Source organism: Streptomyces sp. NPDC044064 (assembly GCF_056434245.1).
Genome location: NZ_JBWKFN010000022.1, coordinates 115018 through 130745, shown reverse-complemented (window position 1 = coordinate 130745; position 15728 = coordinate 115018). Strand labels below are relative to the sequence as shown.

At 70.5% G+C, this 15728-nt stretch carries 12 protein-coding genes and 1 pseudogene; 3 read left to right on the top strand and 10 right to left on the bottom strand.

Annotated features, from left to right (window positions below; translation table 11 throughout):
• Window positions 1-5: 5 nt before the first annotated feature.
• The 6 genes from AC07DS_RS31275 to AC07DS_RS31250 all read right to left on the bottom strand — a co-directional run bounded on the left by AC07DS_RS31275 (window position 6) and on the right by AC07DS_RS31250 (window position 8658).
• Window positions 6-2531: an acyl-CoA reductase gene (locus AC07DS_RS31275; protein WP_479150685.1), complete on the bottom strand. Its 2526-nt coding sequence runs from the start codon at window positions 2529-2531 to the stop codon at window positions 6-8.
• Entirely contained in the window at window positions 2528-3694 is a 1167-nt protein-coding gene (locus AC07DS_RS31270; RefSeq protein ID WP_479150683.1) for a LuxE/PaaK family acyltransferase, read from the bottom strand. The genes AC07DS_RS31275 and AC07DS_RS31270 overlap by 4 nt, the downstream gene beginning before the upstream one ends.
• On the bottom strand, window positions 3691-4827 hold the full coding sequence (locus AC07DS_RS31265) for a GNAT family N-acetyltransferase (RefSeq protein ID WP_479150681.1): 1137 nt from the start codon (window positions 4825-4827) through the stop codon (window positions 3691-3693). The genes AC07DS_RS31270 and AC07DS_RS31265 overlap by 4 nt, the downstream gene beginning before the upstream one ends.
• The gene (locus AC07DS_RS31260) at window positions 4827-6101 is read right to left on the bottom strand and encodes an MFS transporter (RefSeq protein ID WP_479150679.1); all 1275 of its coding nucleotides are present in this window, start codon (window positions 6099-6101) and stop codon (window positions 4827-4829) included. The genes AC07DS_RS31265 and AC07DS_RS31260 overlap by 1 nt, the downstream gene beginning before the upstream one ends.
• A 5-nt stretch (window positions 6102-6106) precedes the next feature.
• Window positions 6107-7369 (bottom strand): phenylacetate--CoA ligase family protein, encoded by a 1263-nt coding sequence (locus tag AC07DS_RS31255; RefSeq protein ID WP_479150678.1) that lies wholly within the window; start codon window positions 7367-7369, stop codon window positions 6107-6109.
• 761 nt (window positions 7370-8130) lie between these two features.
• Window positions 8131-8658: a Scr1 family TA system antitoxin-like transcriptional regulator gene (locus tag AC07DS_RS31250; RefSeq protein ID WP_479150677.1), complete on the bottom strand. Its 528-nt coding sequence runs from the start codon at window positions 8656-8658 to the stop codon at window positions 8131-8133.
• Between the two features lie 221 nt (window positions 8659-8879).
• Here AC07DS_RS31250 and AC07DS_RS31245 point away from each other — a divergent pair, with 221 nt between their 5' ends.
• Together AC07DS_RS31245 and AC07DS_RS31240 are read left to right on the top strand one after the other, a co-directional pair.
• Complete coding sequence (locus AC07DS_RS31245) at window positions 8880-9143, top strand: hypothetical protein (protein WP_479150676.1); 264 nt, start codon at window positions 8880-8882, stop codon at window positions 9141-9143.
• A gap of 892 nt (window positions 9144-10035) precedes the next feature.
• Window positions 10036-10557 carry a transglycosylase SLT domain-containing protein gene (locus AC07DS_RS31240; protein WP_479150675.1) on the top strand — a complete coding sequence of 174 codons (522 nt, stop codon included), beginning with the start codon at window positions 10036-10038 and terminating at the stop codon, window positions 10555-10557.
• 111 nt (window positions 10558-10668) lie between these two features.
• Here AC07DS_RS31240 and AC07DS_RS31235 read toward each other — a convergent pair.
• Window positions 10669-10951 (bottom strand): annotated as a pseudogene (locus AC07DS_RS31235) (hypothetical protein); the annotation flags it as partial.
• Between the two features lie 146 nt (window positions 10952-11097).
• Here AC07DS_RS31235 and AC07DS_RS31230 point away from each other — a divergent pair.
• The gene (locus AC07DS_RS31230; RefSeq protein ID WP_479150674.1) at window positions 11098-11550 is read left to right on the top strand and encodes a YbhB/YbcL family Raf kinase inhibitor-like protein; all 453 of its coding nucleotides are present in this window, start codon (window positions 11098-11100) and stop codon (window positions 11548-11550) included.
• 5 nt (window positions 11551-11555) lie between these two features.
• On the opposite strand, the gene AC07DS_RS31225 is transcribed toward AC07DS_RS31230, so the two are convergent.
• The 3 genes from AC07DS_RS31225 to AC07DS_RS31215 all read right to left on the bottom strand — a co-directional run bounded on the left by AC07DS_RS31225 (window position 11556) and on the right by AC07DS_RS31215 (window position 15614).
• Window positions 11556-11744 (bottom strand): hypothetical protein, encoded by a 189-nt coding sequence (locus AC07DS_RS31225; protein WP_479150672.1) that lies wholly within the window; start codon window positions 11742-11744, stop codon window positions 11556-11558.
• A gap of 139 nt (window positions 11745-11883) precedes the next feature.
• On the bottom strand, window positions 11884-15420 hold the full coding sequence (locus tag AC07DS_RS31220) for a trypsin-like peptidase domain-containing protein (protein ID WP_479150670.1): 3537 nt from the start codon (window positions 15418-15420) through the stop codon (window positions 11884-11886).
• Entirely contained in the window at window positions 15417-15614 is a 198-nt protein-coding gene (locus tag AC07DS_RS31215; RefSeq protein ID WP_479150668.1) for a hypothetical protein, read from the bottom strand. Before AC07DS_RS31215 ends, AC07DS_RS31220 begins: the two co-directional genes overlap by 4 nt.
• Between the last annotated feature and the right edge of the window lie 114 nt (window positions 15615-15728).

Below are 15728 nucleotides of genomic sequence, written 5' to 3'. Positions count from 1 at the left end.
CCGGATCACGAAGTCGCACTGCAGTACTGGCGCAGGTCGACGACCGTCCGCAGTTTGCCGCTGCTGGAGGTGCGCTCGAACATCTCCCTCCGCATGGTCTCCACGGCGAAGGCCAGCAGACCCTCCGCCCCCGCCGAGGCCAGCTCCGTCACCTCGGCGAGGAGGGCCTGCCGCGCTTCCTCGGGGTCGCTCGCGTACTGCTCGTCGAGCCGGACGGTCAGTACGTCCCGGCCGGAGCCGGACGCGACCAGCAACTGCATCTCACCGTGGTAGCCGAGGCGTTCTTGTGCGGCCCGCAGGATGCGCCGGTAGTTGACGAAGTACGTGCCGACGCGCACGACGTCGCCGTAGCGCCCCAGCAGTTCCAGCCTCGGCACGTGGCTGCCGCACGTGCACGCGCCCTCCACCGCTCGGCCCAGGTCACCGATCTCGTAGCGCTCCAGCCGCTGTCCGGCACGGGTCCGGGAGGTGAAGACCAGCCGTCCCGGCTCGCCCGGTGCCACCGGCCGGTCCGTGTCCGGATCGAGGATCTCCAGTGTGTGCAGATCGGTCAGCACATGGTGGACCGACCCCTCACCCGCCGTGCACTGGTAGCCCAGCGGCCCCAGATCGGTGCTGCCGTACGCGGCGGAACGGATGACCTCGACGCCGAACTCCTCGGTCAGTACTCGGCGTTGCTCAGGGGTGAAGTGCTCTCCGCCGTAGAACACCTTCCTGATCCCGCCGTACGCACGCAGCCGGTCCGCCTCGGCGTGGAACAGTTGCCACAAGTAGGACGGCATGCCGAAGAGGGTGTCCGCCCCGTGGGTGACCAGTGCCTCGACGGTCATGGCGTGGTCGGGACCTGCGGCCATCGGGATCTGGGTGGCGTTCAGGCGTTCCAGAATGGAGAAGAAGCTGATGAAGCTCCCGTACATCCCGCCGCAGTAGAACAGGTTGGCCGCCCGGTCACGGGCCGGGTCGAAGCCGGCGGCGAGCAGCCCGTCGGCTGCGGCGCGCATCTGGTTGTCGTAGTCGTCGCAAGTGAACACTGACAGGGCGGGCGTGCCCGTGGAGCCCCCGCTGCGGAAGTACAGGTGAGCGTGGCGCGGGTCCAGCGAGACGAGAGCGCGCTGCACGCCTTCCTTTCCGAGCAGCGGCGCCTTGGGCGCCGGGGGCAGGACCGGGGGCGCCACCAGGTCGTCCAGGCAGGCGACGGTGCGGAACGCATCGCCCGGCGCACGCACGCTCACCCGACGGCTGTAGCGCTGCAACGCGTAGACCCCGTCGTGTGGCTCACCCTCGTAGCCCTCCAGCATGGAGCCGACCGGGGTGACCCGGGTGACCCCCGCGGCGAAGAGGGCGCGTGACAGCTCGGCCACGTCAGTCGGGCTGCCGCCCACGGCCGCGGTCTGCAGATAGCGGCGCATCGGCCGCAGCGTCGCCGTGACCGTGTGCCGGGGGAGAGGCTTCACCCAGACGCTGCGATGCAGCGGGGAGGCGTCGAGCGCCGACCGGGTGTCCGCCATGACCCGCCACGAACCGTCGTCGGCGGCGAACACGCGGGTGAGGCCGAGGTGCTGTTCGAGCCGGGCCAGCTGCTGCACGGTGGTGATCTCCGCCTGCTCGGCCGGTCCGGACGGTGGCGCGCACAGGGCGTCGGACACCTTAGCCAGCCGCTCGGCGAACCGCCCGGCGAACGCGAAGACGTCGTCGGCTTCCGGGGTGTCGAGATAGATCACCTGAGGGCTGGAGCACGCCTGCTGTTCGAAGCGGCAGACATCCTCGGCGAGCGCGTCGAGTGTGCTGTCGTCGGTCGCTGCTGCGCGGGTCAGGTAGGCGAAGGAGATGCGGTGCCCCCACTCGACGATCCGGCAGCCCGGCGGTGCGATGTCGCTCACCGCGCGTACGGCGTCCTCTCCGCCCCAGGCGGCGATTGCGTCGGCCTGCCCGCACAGCGCCTGGATCCAGTCCTGCCGCGATGAGGGGAAGCGCAGGGCCACCACGCGCTCGGAGATCAGCCCGGTCGGGTCGGCGGCCCCGAGGGCTGCGAGCACGTCCTGGGCGAGTGAGGTGTCGGAGCTGCTGGTCTTCAGGACATTGACGTTGCCCGCCAGCAGGCCCTCGACGACGCTCAGGGGTGCCACGGCGGCGGCGTTTCCGGGCGCGATGTGCACCAGCAGGCCCACGGGCGCCCAGGACTCGTACACCGTCTCGCGGCCGTCCGGCCGGGTCAGCCGCTCCGGCCGCAGCCCGCCCAGTTCCCGGCGCAGCTTGCGTTCCAGCGCCTGCCGGGTGAGCGCGCCGGCCAGCTCGGCCAAGGTGGTCGCGGCCTCGACGGCGGTCAGCTGTCCGGCCAGCCGGCCGTACAGGTCGGAGCCGGGATCGGCCAGGTCACGGCTGACCGCGGCGCAGGCGCCGAGCACCACGTCCGTGGGCAGCGGACGTGCCAGGACCCGCCCGGTCAACTCCGAGAGCCCGGTGAGCCGTCGGCCGGCCTCGGTGTCGTCGATGAACTCGCCCTGCCAGAGGTGAAGTGCGGAGGTGGTCACGACATTCCCTTCATCAGTTCGGCGGCGGCGACCGCGCAACTGCGGTTGCGGCTCACCCCGGCACGGCCGTGCACGGTGAACCAGTCGGTGGACAGCGGGCAGGGGCAGTCCTCGCCCGGGTGCAGCGAGGCGAGGTCGCCCATTACGACGCTCTGCGCCGGAACAGCGGTGATGTAAGGGCTGACCAGGTGAAGAAAGCCGCGCTCTCCGTACGGCAGCGGACGCAGCGTCGCCGTGTCGCGGACCGCGGCGCGTGACCACACCGGCACGTGCAGCCGATGGTGTGCGCACTCGACGTACGGCACGCAGTGCTCGACGGAGCCGAACGTGTCCCGGACACGGTCGCCCGGGATGCCGAGGCGTTCGGTGACCTCGGCGTAGAACACGTCCTTGCCGATCTGCCGGTCGGCATGGCCCTTCCAGCCGCCGCCGAGCACCACCAGTGATCCCTCGGGCAGGCGTAGCGGCGGCAGACCCATGGCCCTCATCCGTTCCAGGGTGAAGTACAGGAAGGCCGGGAAGCCCAGGATGCGCACCGGCACGTCGTCGTCCGCGTACCGCTGGAGCGCCGCGATGCAGCCGTGCACATCGAACTCGTGGCCGGAGCCGGTGTGCCGCAGCGCGTGTGCGGTGTGCCGGGCCGGGGCGAAGTCGCACAGGTAGTTGTCGGTGAACGACGTGCCGAGCTTCAGCGACGGCGCGGGCTCGTAGCTGTACAGCAGGTAGTTGACCGGTTGGTCTGGGGTGATCCAGCCGTAGTGGTCGAAGATCCGGGCCACCATGCGCTGCGCCGAGCGGATCGTCCATTCGTCGAAGAACATCTGCGACTTCTGGCCCGTAGTACCCGAGGAGGTCAGGTGCAGGAACACCTCCTCGCGAGGGATGGAGAGCACCTCGTGGCGCTTGAAGAAGGCGGCGGGCACCAGGGGGGTGCGCACTCCGGCGCCGACCGTGGGCGCCGGGACCTCGGGCGCGTCCTGGAGCAGGGCGGCGTAGAACGCGGAGCGCTGGGCGTGCCAGGCATGGATCTCGGCCATCGCCGCGGTGAACAGCTCGTCGGTGCCGGCGCCGGCCGCGTACGGCTCCGCCAGGTCGCACAGCCGCTGCACGTGGCCGAGCGCCGCCGGGTCGGGGACCTTGACGGGAGCGAGATGGGGGTTCATCGGGACACCTCGTGAAGGGGCAGGTAGGTGGCGGTCCAGGCGCTCAGATAGGCGCCGAGGTACGGCTGGAGCAAGGGACTGACGGCCGCGGTCCGGAAGTCGATCTGGCGGCTGGTGCGGGACAGCACCACGTAGTCGTGGAAGCGGTCGTGGATGCGGCGCATGGCGGGATAGACCGCGCTCGGCACGAACCCCGAGGCGAGATAGACCTCCAGGGCCTCGGTGTCGGCCAGTGGGAGCAGCGTCTCGGCGTAGTCAGCGCCGGCCCGGGTGACCTTGGTCATCAGTGCCTCCAGCGCGCCGGTCACCGCGGCCGGGCGCGGATGGACGGCGACCAGCGCGCAGCTGCCCGCCACCGGGTCGAGGTCGGCGTACGCCTCGAAGCCGCCGTCGGCTGCCACCAGGAGCGCGTTCGGGGTGTGCAGCGGGAAGAAGCGGTCGTCCGCCTCGGGAAACCGTTCCAGGAAGCGGCGGCGGACGAAGGCCGGGGCGTTGATCAGCTCGATCGGTGCGGCAACCGCGGTGGCGCGCGCCGCGCCGCCACCGGGGACGAGCCCGGTGGCGCCGTAGTCGATGCCGATGCCGCTGGAGGCGGCGGACAGCAGGGCCGACAGCCGTTCCGGCACGTGCTCGACGGGGGCGCGGCGGTCCAGCACGCCGTCGGCGTAGCGGGCGAACAGCGCGAGGCTCTCGCAGCCCTCGACCTCGACCGCGTTGGGCATCAGGCCGAGCGGCCGGAAGCCGTTGCGTACGACGACGCGCTGGGGGCCCTCGGTGACGACGCGGACGGTGGTGTACACCGAGTCGAGGTGGCCGGTGGCGAACGCTTCCTCGCAGACGGCACCGGTCAGCCGGGAAGCCAGCCCGCCGCCCCGGTGGCCGGGATGCACGGCGAGTCCGACGAGCTTGCCGATGCGGCTGCCCGGATCGGTCTGTACGACGGCGGACCCGACGAGGCCGCCGCGGTGTGTGCGGGCGGTGAGCCAGTGGGCGGTGCCGTCGGTGATCAGGCGGCGCATGACGGCCGGGTCACTGCCGAGCGGTACCGGGTAGCCGTGCCCGTACACCTCGAAGTACAACTGCCTCAGTTCCGCGATGTCCTGGACCGCGGTGGGGGAGACGACGACGCTCATCACGCTTCTCCCGCCCGGGCGAGGGGCTGCGTCGCGGACGCCCGGGGTCCGTCGGCGTCCGTCGGTCCGCCGACCCACCACAGTGTCAGCGCGACCGGTACGAGACCTGCACCCTGCACGAGGCAGAGCGTGCGGGCCGTCAGATGGTCACCCAATGCGCCGAAGACAAGTGAGGCGACGGGGAACGTGGCACCGAGCAGTGCCTGCATGACTGCGAAGAACTCCGGCTTGTCGTCGGTGGGCACCAGCCGTTGGAACAGCGCGACGAACCGGACGCCGATCACGCCGACGCACCAGCCGACGACGGCCAGGGCACCGAACGCCACGGCGTGCCCGGGGGCCAGGCCCGGCAGTCCGAGGGCTGCGGCCATCACGGTCAGACTCACGGTGCCGACGGTGACGGGACGCCCCGGAACGCGGGCACCGGTGAAGGATCCGACGAGTGTGCCCACACCGAGGGCGGCCTCCAGCGAGGCCACGGTCGAGCCGGTGGAGTGCAGCACACCCCGCGTGTAGAGCGGCATCACGACGTAGACACCGGTGGTGAAGACGTTGGCGGCGGCGAAGCAGACCAGCACACGGCGGATGAACGGCAGCCCGGCCAGGACCTGGCGCAGCGTCCGCGATGCGGGTGCCGTGCCGCTCTCCGGTCCGTGCGCCTGGGCCGTGCCGTGCGGGAAGTGCGCCGAGCGGACCAGCAGGGCCGCGAGCAGGTAGGCGGCCGCGCAGGCGGCGACGACGCCCGGGAGTCCGCCCGCGTCGACCATGAGCGGTCCGAGCAGTCCTCCGCCGAGCCCGGCGACCGACTGGGTGGACAGCTCGAATCCAGTGGCCGCTTCGATGTCGGCGTCCTCGACGAGTTCCGGCACCGATGTCGTCAGGCACGGGTCGAAGAGCGACTGACAGGCAGCCAGTGCCAGCCCCACCACGTAGATCACAGCCATCGGCAGTGGCCCTGACTGCGCCAGGACGGCCGCCACCGTCGCCACCGCGCCGGCTACGGCCGCCGCGCCGGCCAGCACCGTCCGATGAGCGTGACGTGCGACGATGCGGGCGACCACGGGTGCGAGCGCTACCGCGGGCAGCGCGCTGACCATGAGGAAGAGGCCCGAGTCGAGCCCGCGGTGCCCGCCGCCCGCGAATCCGACCAGCCACCAGACAGCGCCGACCTGGAACATCCTGCTCGCGGCCTGGGTGAGGAGCTGACCGGCCCAGACCCGGCCGAACGACGCGTTGCGCAGCACGAGGGGCAGACGGCGTGCGCGTGATTCCACCGCGTTCATGAATGCGGCCGTTCGTCGACGACGCGGATGAGCTTGCCCGTACGGGAGTTGACGGCCAGGTCCTGGTGCCGCGCCCGTTCGACGGTGAGCGGGTTCACATGACCGGCGGCGGTCGCGCTCCGATAGAGCGGGCGTTGCGCCAGGACCGCGTTGGCGACGGCATCTGCCAACGCGGTGTTCCCGTCGTCGGCTTCACCCGTCGCGAGCCGCAGTACCAAGCCGTCGCGGCCGTTGCTGCGGCGCACCACGAGTTGCAGCCCCGTCACCTCACCGGCCGTGTCGGCAGCCATGACGATGTCGTGGACGTCTTGGCTGTAGAGGGAGACGGGACCGACCCGCACGCCCTCCTCGGCGCGGCCCAGGATGCGGAAGACACCGGCGTTCCGATCCACCCACTCGGCCCGGTCACCGGCCGGATAGCGGAGCACCGGCATGAGCCGTCGGCGCAGGTCGGTGACTACCAGCCGTCCCGGAACGCCGTCGCCGTTGACGGGCCGGTCGGTCTCCTCGTCGAGGATCTCGACCATCGTGTACGGGGTGAACACGCGGTGCACGCGCGGGTCGCCGCCGGGCACGGCCTCTCCGAGCAGCCCGGCGTCCACGCTGGCGTAGCCGAGGGAGCGCACCTGTGCCTTCGGGAACGCGCCCGCAAGCAGGGGGAGCTGGTCGCCGAAGAGGCATTCACCGCCGAAGAACAGCAGCTCCACATCCGGGAATGACTGGCCGGCGGAGGTGAGGCGCTCGGCGAGGGAGCACAGGGTGGTGGGCGTTCCGGCGACGACCTGGACCTGGAATTCCTCCAGGGTGGCCGCGGTGGACTCCCAGGGCGTCGCGCCGCCGATGGGGAGGCGGACGTTGGCTGCCGGGGAACGGTGCAGTGAGTCCAGGACGAAGCTGAAACTGGCGTACAGATCACCCGCGTAGAACAGGTCGGCGACCCGATGGCCCGGTCGCAGCCCGGCATTGACGAGTCCGGCGCCGAACGCCGTGGTGAACTCCCGCCACTCCGTGCGGGTGTAGTAGGAGAACTTCGGGGATCCCGTGGTGCCACCGCTGCGGAAGACGACCGCCTCGTGGAGCGGGGCGGTCAGCAGCCTGTTGTCGCGGGGGGAGTTGGCCCGCCAGAAGTCCGCCTGTGGCACCACTGGAAGGTCCGTGAGGTGTGCCGCATGACTGGGCAGGTGAGCGTAGAGCTCACGGTAGAAAGGCGAGTTGTGGCGCGCGAAGCGTATGAGCTCCGCGAGTGGTTGAACGGGCATCAATTCCTGCTCGAAGGCGTGAACCGTCGGAATGGAAAGAGCCGACGGCGGTACGACGAGTGGGGCCGCTCCGGCGCGGAGGAAGGCCCTGTCGTTGACGATTTCAATCAACGGTGCACCCGCGATGAGCGGGGCATCCGGGGCAGAAGGATATCTCAACATTCGGAACGGGCTTTACATGAACTGGCCATGCAGGCAAGGAGGTTTAGGTGCGCGGGCGGACGAGCTGTGACTGCTTTTGGTTCCTTCAGAACCAGAGACGCCTGTCACATGAAACCGTCTTTCCATAAGTAATTGTTGAGTGCCCCTCAAGTGCCCTTTATGGAAGGGCACCGCGGACCGCCTCGGGCTTGGCCGAATGCACCGCCGAACCGATGCGCCTGAGCAAGCATTCGCCATCGGCCTGGCCGCTGACCAACGGGACAAGCCAGGCGTCGGGTCATCAGCGGGACGGAGGGGGTTCCAGTCGATCCGGCCGTCGACACCGGCGACCACCTGGAGCGGGGCCGTGATTGAGGAGTTCCGCCGCGTCGGCTCAACTCCCATGGATCGTCGGCGATGGCCTGGCGTTGCCTGATCACCGCATGTAGCGCGCCCGCGAGGCGGCCATGAGCGTCATGGCGTCGAACACGGAGCCGCAGGGGGCTCCAGGGCGGGTGGCGGTGCGTGAAGTGGGCGAAACTTCCGCGTCATGGCAACGCGTCAATAGCCTTCACGATCAGCGCGCGAACGTCGGCGCCATACACAGCCATGCCGCGCAGCTACTCGAAGACCTGCAGGTACAGCGCAGTTTCGGATGGCTGTGTGATTCGTACGCGTGCGGAGACCAGCTCCATGCCGACGAGGCAGCCGTCACAGACGTGGAAGGTCTCGCGCGGCCACGGTTCTCTTCCGGCCGTCGCCATGGGGAAATTGCCGAGAGACACCTGGGGAAGGGTCCCGGCGGTGAGAAGGTGCCCGAGCTGTGCCGCCATCGCGTCGGCCTCGCACGCCTGATAGCGCAGTACCGCCTCCTTGATGACGGCCACCAGTCGGAGTCCCGGCTCCTGAATGATGCGGCTGCGTTCGACACGGATCCGGGCCGCTTCAGCGCTGTTGTCCACGGGCACGTCCCGGAAGCGGGCGCTGATCCCGAGGACGCCTGCGGCCTCGCCCTTGCTCTGCAGGAGGCCGGGCACCAGGGATGCGGAGCAGATGCCGAAGAGTTCTGTGTCCTGGAACAGGTGTGGCTCGCGACTCTGCAGTGCCTTGAGGTCGGAGCGGACTTGGGTGCGCCACTCCGTGTACATCGACTCGGCGTGCCGGGACTCGACGATGATGCCGTCGGCTTGGTCGGCTGTGTCAGTGGCCCGGCACCACGGGCGGATGTCGGTGGCGGTGGGTGCTGGTCGGCGGGGCTGATCTGTTCGCCCACCCGGTGCAGGAACCGAGCCTGTAGTGCAAGGTGGGCAGCCTTCCCTCGGTGGACAAGCTCCGTGAGGTTGTCGCCCGAGGCGACCTAGTTTGTCCCATGCTTGCAGATGATCAGCAGGAGGACCAGGGAGAGTTCGCCCTGGCCGGCGGTAAGGCTCGCCTCGGCTCCGCGGTCAACAACACGGGTTTCGACACCGAGGGCCAAGTCACCCTGATCGACGGCCTTCTGGCCGTGGCTGTCTTGCTCGGCCTCGTCCTCAACGCCACCCTCGGGTGGTGGTGGGCGGACCCGGCCACTGGCTACGCCCTGGTCTACTACGCCGCGCGTGAAGGGAAGGAGATCTTCTCCAGCGACCACTGAGCCGCCACTGCCCTCGGCCGATGCCGAGGGCACCGGGCATTCCGCAGCTTCTGACAGCCCGGGTTACCAACACTCATGGTGATCACCCGGCGCGTTCTGGGTTCACCAGACGCCTCAGGTTGTCTCGGCTTGCACCAGGGGTGTACCGCTCGCGGCGCGTCCTCGGACAGGGCGCGCGGTGGGACTGGGGGGCGGTCGAGAGTGTCCGCTGCACGGAAGCTGTGCCAGACACCCGTTCTCGTGAACAAAGCCACCCGGGCGATGTCGTCCAGGGCCCTGAGGTCCGGCTACCGGGGTAAGCGGTGGGCGGTGTGCCGCACAGCGGGGCACTCCGCCGTGCTGTGGCCGGGCCCGGGGTCCAGATCAGAGTTTGCTGCACGGTGTTGAAGCTGCCGCCGTGGTTCCGTGTGACGGTGGGCGTGGGCACGTGGGTCCTGGCGTCGCAGTGGATCGCCGCGTGCTGATCGACCTTGGGCTTTCGTGGCGCCCAGGCCCCGTCGTCGTGGGGTCCGTGGCGGGATGTGCGGCGGTCGGGCTGTGGTCTGCTCTTGCCGGGGGCGAATGGGGGCTGGGGCGTGACGCCACCCATAGGACCCACGTCACATCCTATCGTGGATCGTAGGCGGGCTTCGCTGCGAGCAGGGAGGGAACCCACCGAAATGCTCATTTCGGGCATTTCTCCGTAGTGGGGTAGTACGTCACATTCTTGCGCCTGTTTCTGGCCGCCGCTAATCATGTTTCTCGTTGCCGGGAGCTGCGAGGCCGACCGGGCGTTCAACGCCAGGCCTGTCCGTTCCCGCCGCGCAGCACGGGGCCTCGCCCCGACGCCCTACAGGCCGCGACCGACACCGGCCGGCGCCTCTAAGACGTCTCACAGGAGAGTCCCATTCTCATGACCGCGATCACCGCCCCCCGCCGCCTTGCCCGCCTGCGTACTCTCGCCCTCACCGGTATCGCCACCACCGGCGCCGCGGCCGCTGCTCTCACGCTGATGCCGGCTTCCGCGCAGGCCGCGGAGGCGCCGCAGGCCGCCCACAGCATCGCGGCGCCCGCCCGCGACAGCCACACCGAACCCAAGGGCGCCAGCGGCAGCGCGGGGAACCTCGACGGCTGGATCAAGAAGTCCCTGGCCATCATGAAGGAGAAGGGCATCCCGGGCAGCTACGAGGGCCTGCGCCGCAACATCATGCGTGAGTCGGGCGGCAATCCCAACGCCCAGAACAACTGGGACGTCAACGCGCAGAAGGGCACCCCCTCCAAGGGCCTTCTGCAGGTGATCGACCCCACCTTCAACGCCTACCACGTCGTCGGCACCGCTCACAGCGTCACCGACCCGGTGGCGAACATCACCGCGGCCGCCAACTACGCCGCGCACCGCTACGGTTCCATCGACAACGTCAACTCCGCGTACTGACGCCAGGGGTAGCAGTGCCGTGAGGTGTGCACATCCAGCGCATCCAGCACAGGGGACAGGGATTCGGCTCGGCCACGGTGAAAGCCGGGCCAGTGCGCGCCGTCACCAACGTCATTGCGGCGGGGGAGCCGTCATGGACGCCGTCGCAGTCTCGAACTCCCCGGACGACGAGTGCGTGCCGTGAGGCTGTCCCGGGAACGTACGGAAGCCGACACCGCTCACATCGCAGCTCGCCTCCCACAACCGCGCAGCGGTCCAGGCGTCGGTGAGATAGTTCCACACCGGTTCCTGTCGGGGCTTGCCGCGCAGGCCGAGGATTGCGGCCCCGCAGGTGTCCTGCGCGCACATCAGGGTCGAGCACCGCACGCACCGCGGGCCACGCACCGGCATGCTTTCACTGTCAAGTGCGCGGCTACGAAGCGTGGTATCGGGACATCACCCTGTCCACGGCCGCCGCTGCTTTCCTCGTTGTCCTCCGCCGCGCTTCCCCAAAAGGGTCTCCGCACCCGGTGCGAGACCAGATCGGGTATGGCGGCGCGCATGAGCGGAATTGAACTCAGCAGCACCGCGTTCGACGACAGAACGGTGATCCCCCGTCGGTACAGCGGGGAGGGCGAGAACATCTCACCGCCTCTGACCTGGTCGGGGGTGCCCCAGGAGGCCACGGAGCCGGTGCTCCTGTGCGAGGGCCCGGACGCGCCGGGGACGACCTTCCTGCACTGGCTGGTGACCGGCTTCGATCCGGGGACCACCGGGACGGCGGAGGGCCAGAAGCCGCAGGGCGGCCTGCCCTGGCCCAATGGATTCGGCCGCGTGGGCTGGGGAGGGCCGATGCCTCCACCGGGGCACGGGCCGCACCGCTACTTCTTCCGCCTGCACGCCCTGTCCGAGCCGCTGCCGCTGCACGGCCACCCGGGCGCCGAGGACGTGCACCGTGCCCTGAAGGGCAGGGAGCTGGCCTCCGGCACCCTGGTCGGGACCTACCAGCGCTGAGCGCGTCACCGCTGGTCATAGCCATGGGCACCGTACAGCCGGACGAACCGGGCCGCGGTGACCGTCCTGCGGTGCATCAGGTTGTGGGCCTGCCGCTCGTACAGCTCGAGGCGCTCCTGCCCGCCCTGCCCGATCGGCTGGACGAGCCGGCCACCGGTGCGGAGCTGATCCACGAGCGGCCCACCGACTTCCACCCCAGCTCGGTCATGGGGCTGGGAGATCGTCCGCTGATGAACCGCCGCCCACCGGAAACACGGCTGGGAACTCGTCTCCTTCCAGAACACCCGGATCCAGGGCCTCCTCCCGCCGCCCCGCCCTTGACCGGCGCCCGGGTCAGGCGCGAAGCCAGTCGGGTACGGCGCCGGTGAGTTCGTGGACCAGATCGGCCACGGCGGGGTCCGCCCGGTAGGCGTCGACCAGCACCGCTGCCAACCGCGCACCCGTCTCCTGGTCATCGGCCTCCTGGGCTCGGCCGAGTCCCTCCAGCAGCGGCCGTACGCTCTCGCGGGGCCGGAGCGTGGCCAGCACCATGCCCTGGACCAGCAGGGACAGCACCGTCTCGTAGGCGAAGGCCCCGTCGTCGTGGACGGCTGTCTCCCGGCAGAGTGCGAGGGCCCGGGCTGCGAAGGGCTCCGCGTCGGCCGCCCGCCCCTGCTCCAAGAGGATCACCGCGTGGTTGCGCGACGCGTCGGCCAGCGCGCTCTGCGTCCCGGGGTCGCCGTCGGCGTGCAGTTCCTCCAGCGCGTCGACGGCGCCGCGGCTCACCTCCACGGCCTGCCGGTCGCGACCGGACTCCGACAGAGCGATGGCCCAGCCGTCGGCTGCCCGGGCCCAGGCGAAGGTGTGCGTCCGCGGCGCGGCCCGCCGTAGCTCGTCGTAGAGTTCGACGGCCTCCCGGGACCGTCGTTCCGCCTCCTCCCAGCGGCCGAGGGGCCCCAGACAGCGGGCGACGCAGTGCAGCGCGGCGGCACGTTCACCGGTGTACAGGTCGACCGGGCCCGCGGCGAGACGTTCGTACGTCTTCAGCGCCGACCCGGCATCGTCTAGGGCGCGTTCGTAGGATCCGGTGTCCACCAGGAGGTCGGCCCGAGTCGCCAACGCGGCAGCGAGAGGTCGTAGATGGGCATCGGGGTAACGGCGGGAGAGCCGGCGGTAGTGGACGATCGCCCGGTCCACGGCGTCGATGGCGTCGTCGTATTCGGCCAGCTCCGCGAGGCAGACGGCATGGGCCAGCAGTGCGGCGGCGTACTCGTCCTCATGGGCCGACAGTGTCCTGGGGGGAAGTCCGGAGTACAGGAACACGGACTCGCCGCTCGCCCCGGCGGCCTCCACGTCCTGTCCGAGGCTGGACAGATGGTGGGCGTACCCGGTGAGCGCCACCGCGAGCGCCGCGCGGGCGACGGGCCCGTCGGCCAGCTCGCGCCGCAGGGCGACCGCGCGCTCGGCGGATGCCAACGCGTCCTCCCGCCTGCCCTGCAGATGGAGTTGGTGGGCGTAGCCCTCGTGCGCGGTGGCCAGGTCGTGGGCGTAGCGGCCGGGTTCCCGGCCGGCGACGCCCTCGTAGAGCCGGACCGCCATCGCGCCGCGTTCCAGTGCCTCGTCGTGCATGCCGACGGCGGTCAGCCAGTGGGCGTGGTCGTTGAAGGCGGCCGCCAGTCGTGCCCAGGCGGTGTCGTCCGGCTGTTCGCCGAGCGCTCCTCCGGCCAGCGTGACGAGGGCCCCGGCGAGGTCAGCTCCCCACACGGACAGGTTGCGGGAGTGCGCGGGCAGCCGGGTGAACATGCTCCGGAGGAGCGTCTGATCGTCGGGGTGATCGCGTACGACCTCGGCGAGGGCGGTGTGCAGGGGGCCCGGTTCCGATCCGCTGGTGGTCGCCGCGGTCACGGCCGGTCCGGCCAGCCGCCGGGGGTGGCGGACCACGACGGCGTGCAGGGGCGGCCCGAGCCCACAGTGCCGGGGTGCCGCTCGGGCGGCCACCCTCAGTGCGTCGGTGGCCTGGGCGGTCGGAGCCGTGGCGAGCAGTTCGTCCAGCAGCGCCGGGCGTCGGTCGACGGCGAGCCCGACGAGATATTCCCCGATCCGGTCCGGGCGCAACGGCCCCCAGAAGGTGTGCGGGTCGGGATAGAGGGTGGCGAGCCATTCCGCGGCGGCGCCGACCACGTCGGGGGTGGCGTCGGAGTCCGCGACGTCCGGTGCGTCGGTCGTGAGCGTCGACAGCCGCGCGAGGACGTCCCGGGCCTGGTCCCGGTCGGCGGGTGAGCCGCACAGCGTGGCCGAGGCAACCAGTTCCCGCCGGGCACCCAGGGTCAGGACGCCCAGTCCCCGGTCGTGCGCGGTGTGCCTCCAGATCTTCTGCTCATGCCTCAGCAGTACGCCCTCGTACGGCTCGTCCGCCGGGCCGTCCTCGGGGTCGAGGGCCTGGAGCAGGGCGACCAGGGCCGCCATCTGGAGGTCCAGGGCGCGGTGGTGACGGGGGTCGTCCAGGTCGGGCACGGGCAGGGTGCGCAGGACGGCGGGATCCCAGGGCGCGGTGACGGTGGGCAGCCCGGCCAGTGCCTCGGCGAGGTTCTCACCGATCATGCGGAAGGTGTTGTCGTCCGGTGGTTCTTCATCCTCGCCGTAGAGGTCGGGCAGCGGGAGCACCGTCCCCGGCGGCGGGTCGCGCAGGGGCAGGGCCTCGCTGCACAGGTTCTCCCACCAGTCGCCCGATTCCTCGTCCCGGGCGAGCAGCAGCAGTCGCAGCGCCAAGGTGTCCGTGTGCTCGTGTCGGTCGACGAGATCGAGGAGGGTCTGGAGTTGCTCGGCCCTCGTCTCGGCGTAGTCGACGACGAGCAGCAACGGGGTACGGGTCTCAGTGACCAGGGGCAGGAGAGCCGGGGAGGCTCCCGCGGCCAGGAATCCGGCACTCCAGTTCCGCAGCCGCAGACGGCGAACGAGTTCTGCGGCGAGTCGGGTCTTGCCCTGGCCTCCGGGTCCGGTGACGAGCCGTACGGAGAACCGGCCGGGCTGCTCGCACCATGCGCTCAGGCGGGCCAGGACGTCCCGGCGTCCGGTGAACGGCACGGCCGTAGCGTCTGGCCTGAGCAGCGACACGGGGGTGTTGACCGGCCGGACCGACTCCCGTTCCAGCAGCGGCTGCAGTTCGACCGGTTCGGTGACGGCATTCGGAAACAGGGCGCGGAAGCCGGGGTCTGCCAGGAGTTCCTCGGCCGGGATCGCGCGGGCCCTACCGTGCCCCGGCTCGTCCTTGGCCGTGACGACGACACCGCACAGCAGATCATGGCTGAGCAACGCCGCGCCGGAGGCTCCCTCCCAACGGGACACGGCGGCGGCCGGCGAGTAGGGGATCGGCTGCCCCAGAACGATGTGGTAGCGCCTGGCCTTGACGGCTGTTCCGGTGTTGACGGTTCCCCGCACCCTGACGGTATCCCGCAGCACCAGCCTTCCCATGTCGTCGTCGCGCCGTACGTTCATGCCGGACGGATAGCCGACGAGGTCGACCGGAACCTCCGTCAGCCCGGTGACCAGGCGGCCCCAGCGCAATGGGGGCGAACCGCCGTCCGGTGGCACCGGAAGCGGCGACGAGATCCGCAGGACGGCGGCGTCCATCCGTGTGTCGACGGGCTCATGGGCTTCGTAGCCGTACCACTCCACGTCGCACGGCAGGTAGTCCTTCGAGCCCGGCAACTTCACCGTCACCTCGGCCTGCCGCCAGTCGCCACGGCTGACGACGTGGCCGGCGGTCAGGACGAGGCCGTCGTCGAGGAGGTAGCCGGTGCCGCCGCCCCGGCCGTCCGGCCTGCTGCTGTAGACCTCGACGACACGGGGGTCCGTGCGGTGGTCGACGGCTGCCGGACCGGGTGGTGTCACCGCTCGGGCAGCCCGTCGAGTTCGTCGTCCACCTCGGAGAAGTTGGACCAAGTCTCGCTGTTCAGGTCGAGATCCGCGTCCTGCGGGGTGAGACCGGCAGCATCCTGCGCGGAAGGGGCAGGCCGAGCCGCCGACAATTCCGGTGCGGGGGCGGCCTTGCCGTCCTGCTCCGACGTCTTGGGCTTCTTGGGCATGTCTGAACTCCCTTGCAGGGACGACCGTTCACAGGGGGATGCGCTGGCTTCAGCCTAGGCGACGGTATGCCGGAATGGTCCCCGCCCGGAAGGTGCGGTGATCGCCTCTTTCCC

What these genes read in the sequence shown, in the direction of transcription:
- AC07DS_RS31270 (WP_479150683.1), bottom strand. Translation starts at nt 3,694, where the DNA reads ATGAACCCCCATCTCGCTCCCGTCAAGGTCCCCGACCCGGCGGCGCTC.
- AC07DS_RS31265 (WP_479150681.1), bottom strand. Translation starts at nt 4,827, where the DNA reads ATGAGCGTCGTCGTCTCCCCCACCGCGGTCCAGGACATCGCGGAACTG.
- AC07DS_RS31255 (WP_479150678.1), bottom strand. Translation starts at nt 7,369, where the DNA reads ATGCCCGTTCAACCACTCGCGGAGCTCATACGCTTCGCGCGCCACAAC.
- AC07DS_RS31250 (WP_479150677.1), bottom strand. Translation starts at nt 8,658, where the DNA reads ATGTACACGGAGTGGCGCACCCAAGTCCGCTCCGACCTCAAGGCACTG.
- AC07DS_RS31245 (WP_479150676.1), top strand. Translation starts at nt 8,880, where the DNA reads ATGCTTGCAGATGATCAGCAGGAGGACCAGGGAGAGTTCGCCCTGGCC.
- AC07DS_RS31240 (WP_479150675.1), top strand. Translation starts at nt 10,036, where the DNA reads ATGACCGCGATCACCGCCCCCCGCCGCCTTGCCCGCCTGCGTACTCTC.
- AC07DS_RS31230 (WP_479150674.1), top strand. Translation starts at nt 11,098, where the DNA reads ATGAGCGGAATTGAACTCAGCAGCACCGCGTTCGACGACAGAACGGTG.
- AC07DS_RS31215 (WP_479150668.1), bottom strand. Translation starts at nt 15,614, where the DNA reads ATGCCCAAGAAGCCCAAGACGTCGGAGCAGGACGGCAAGGCCGCCCCC.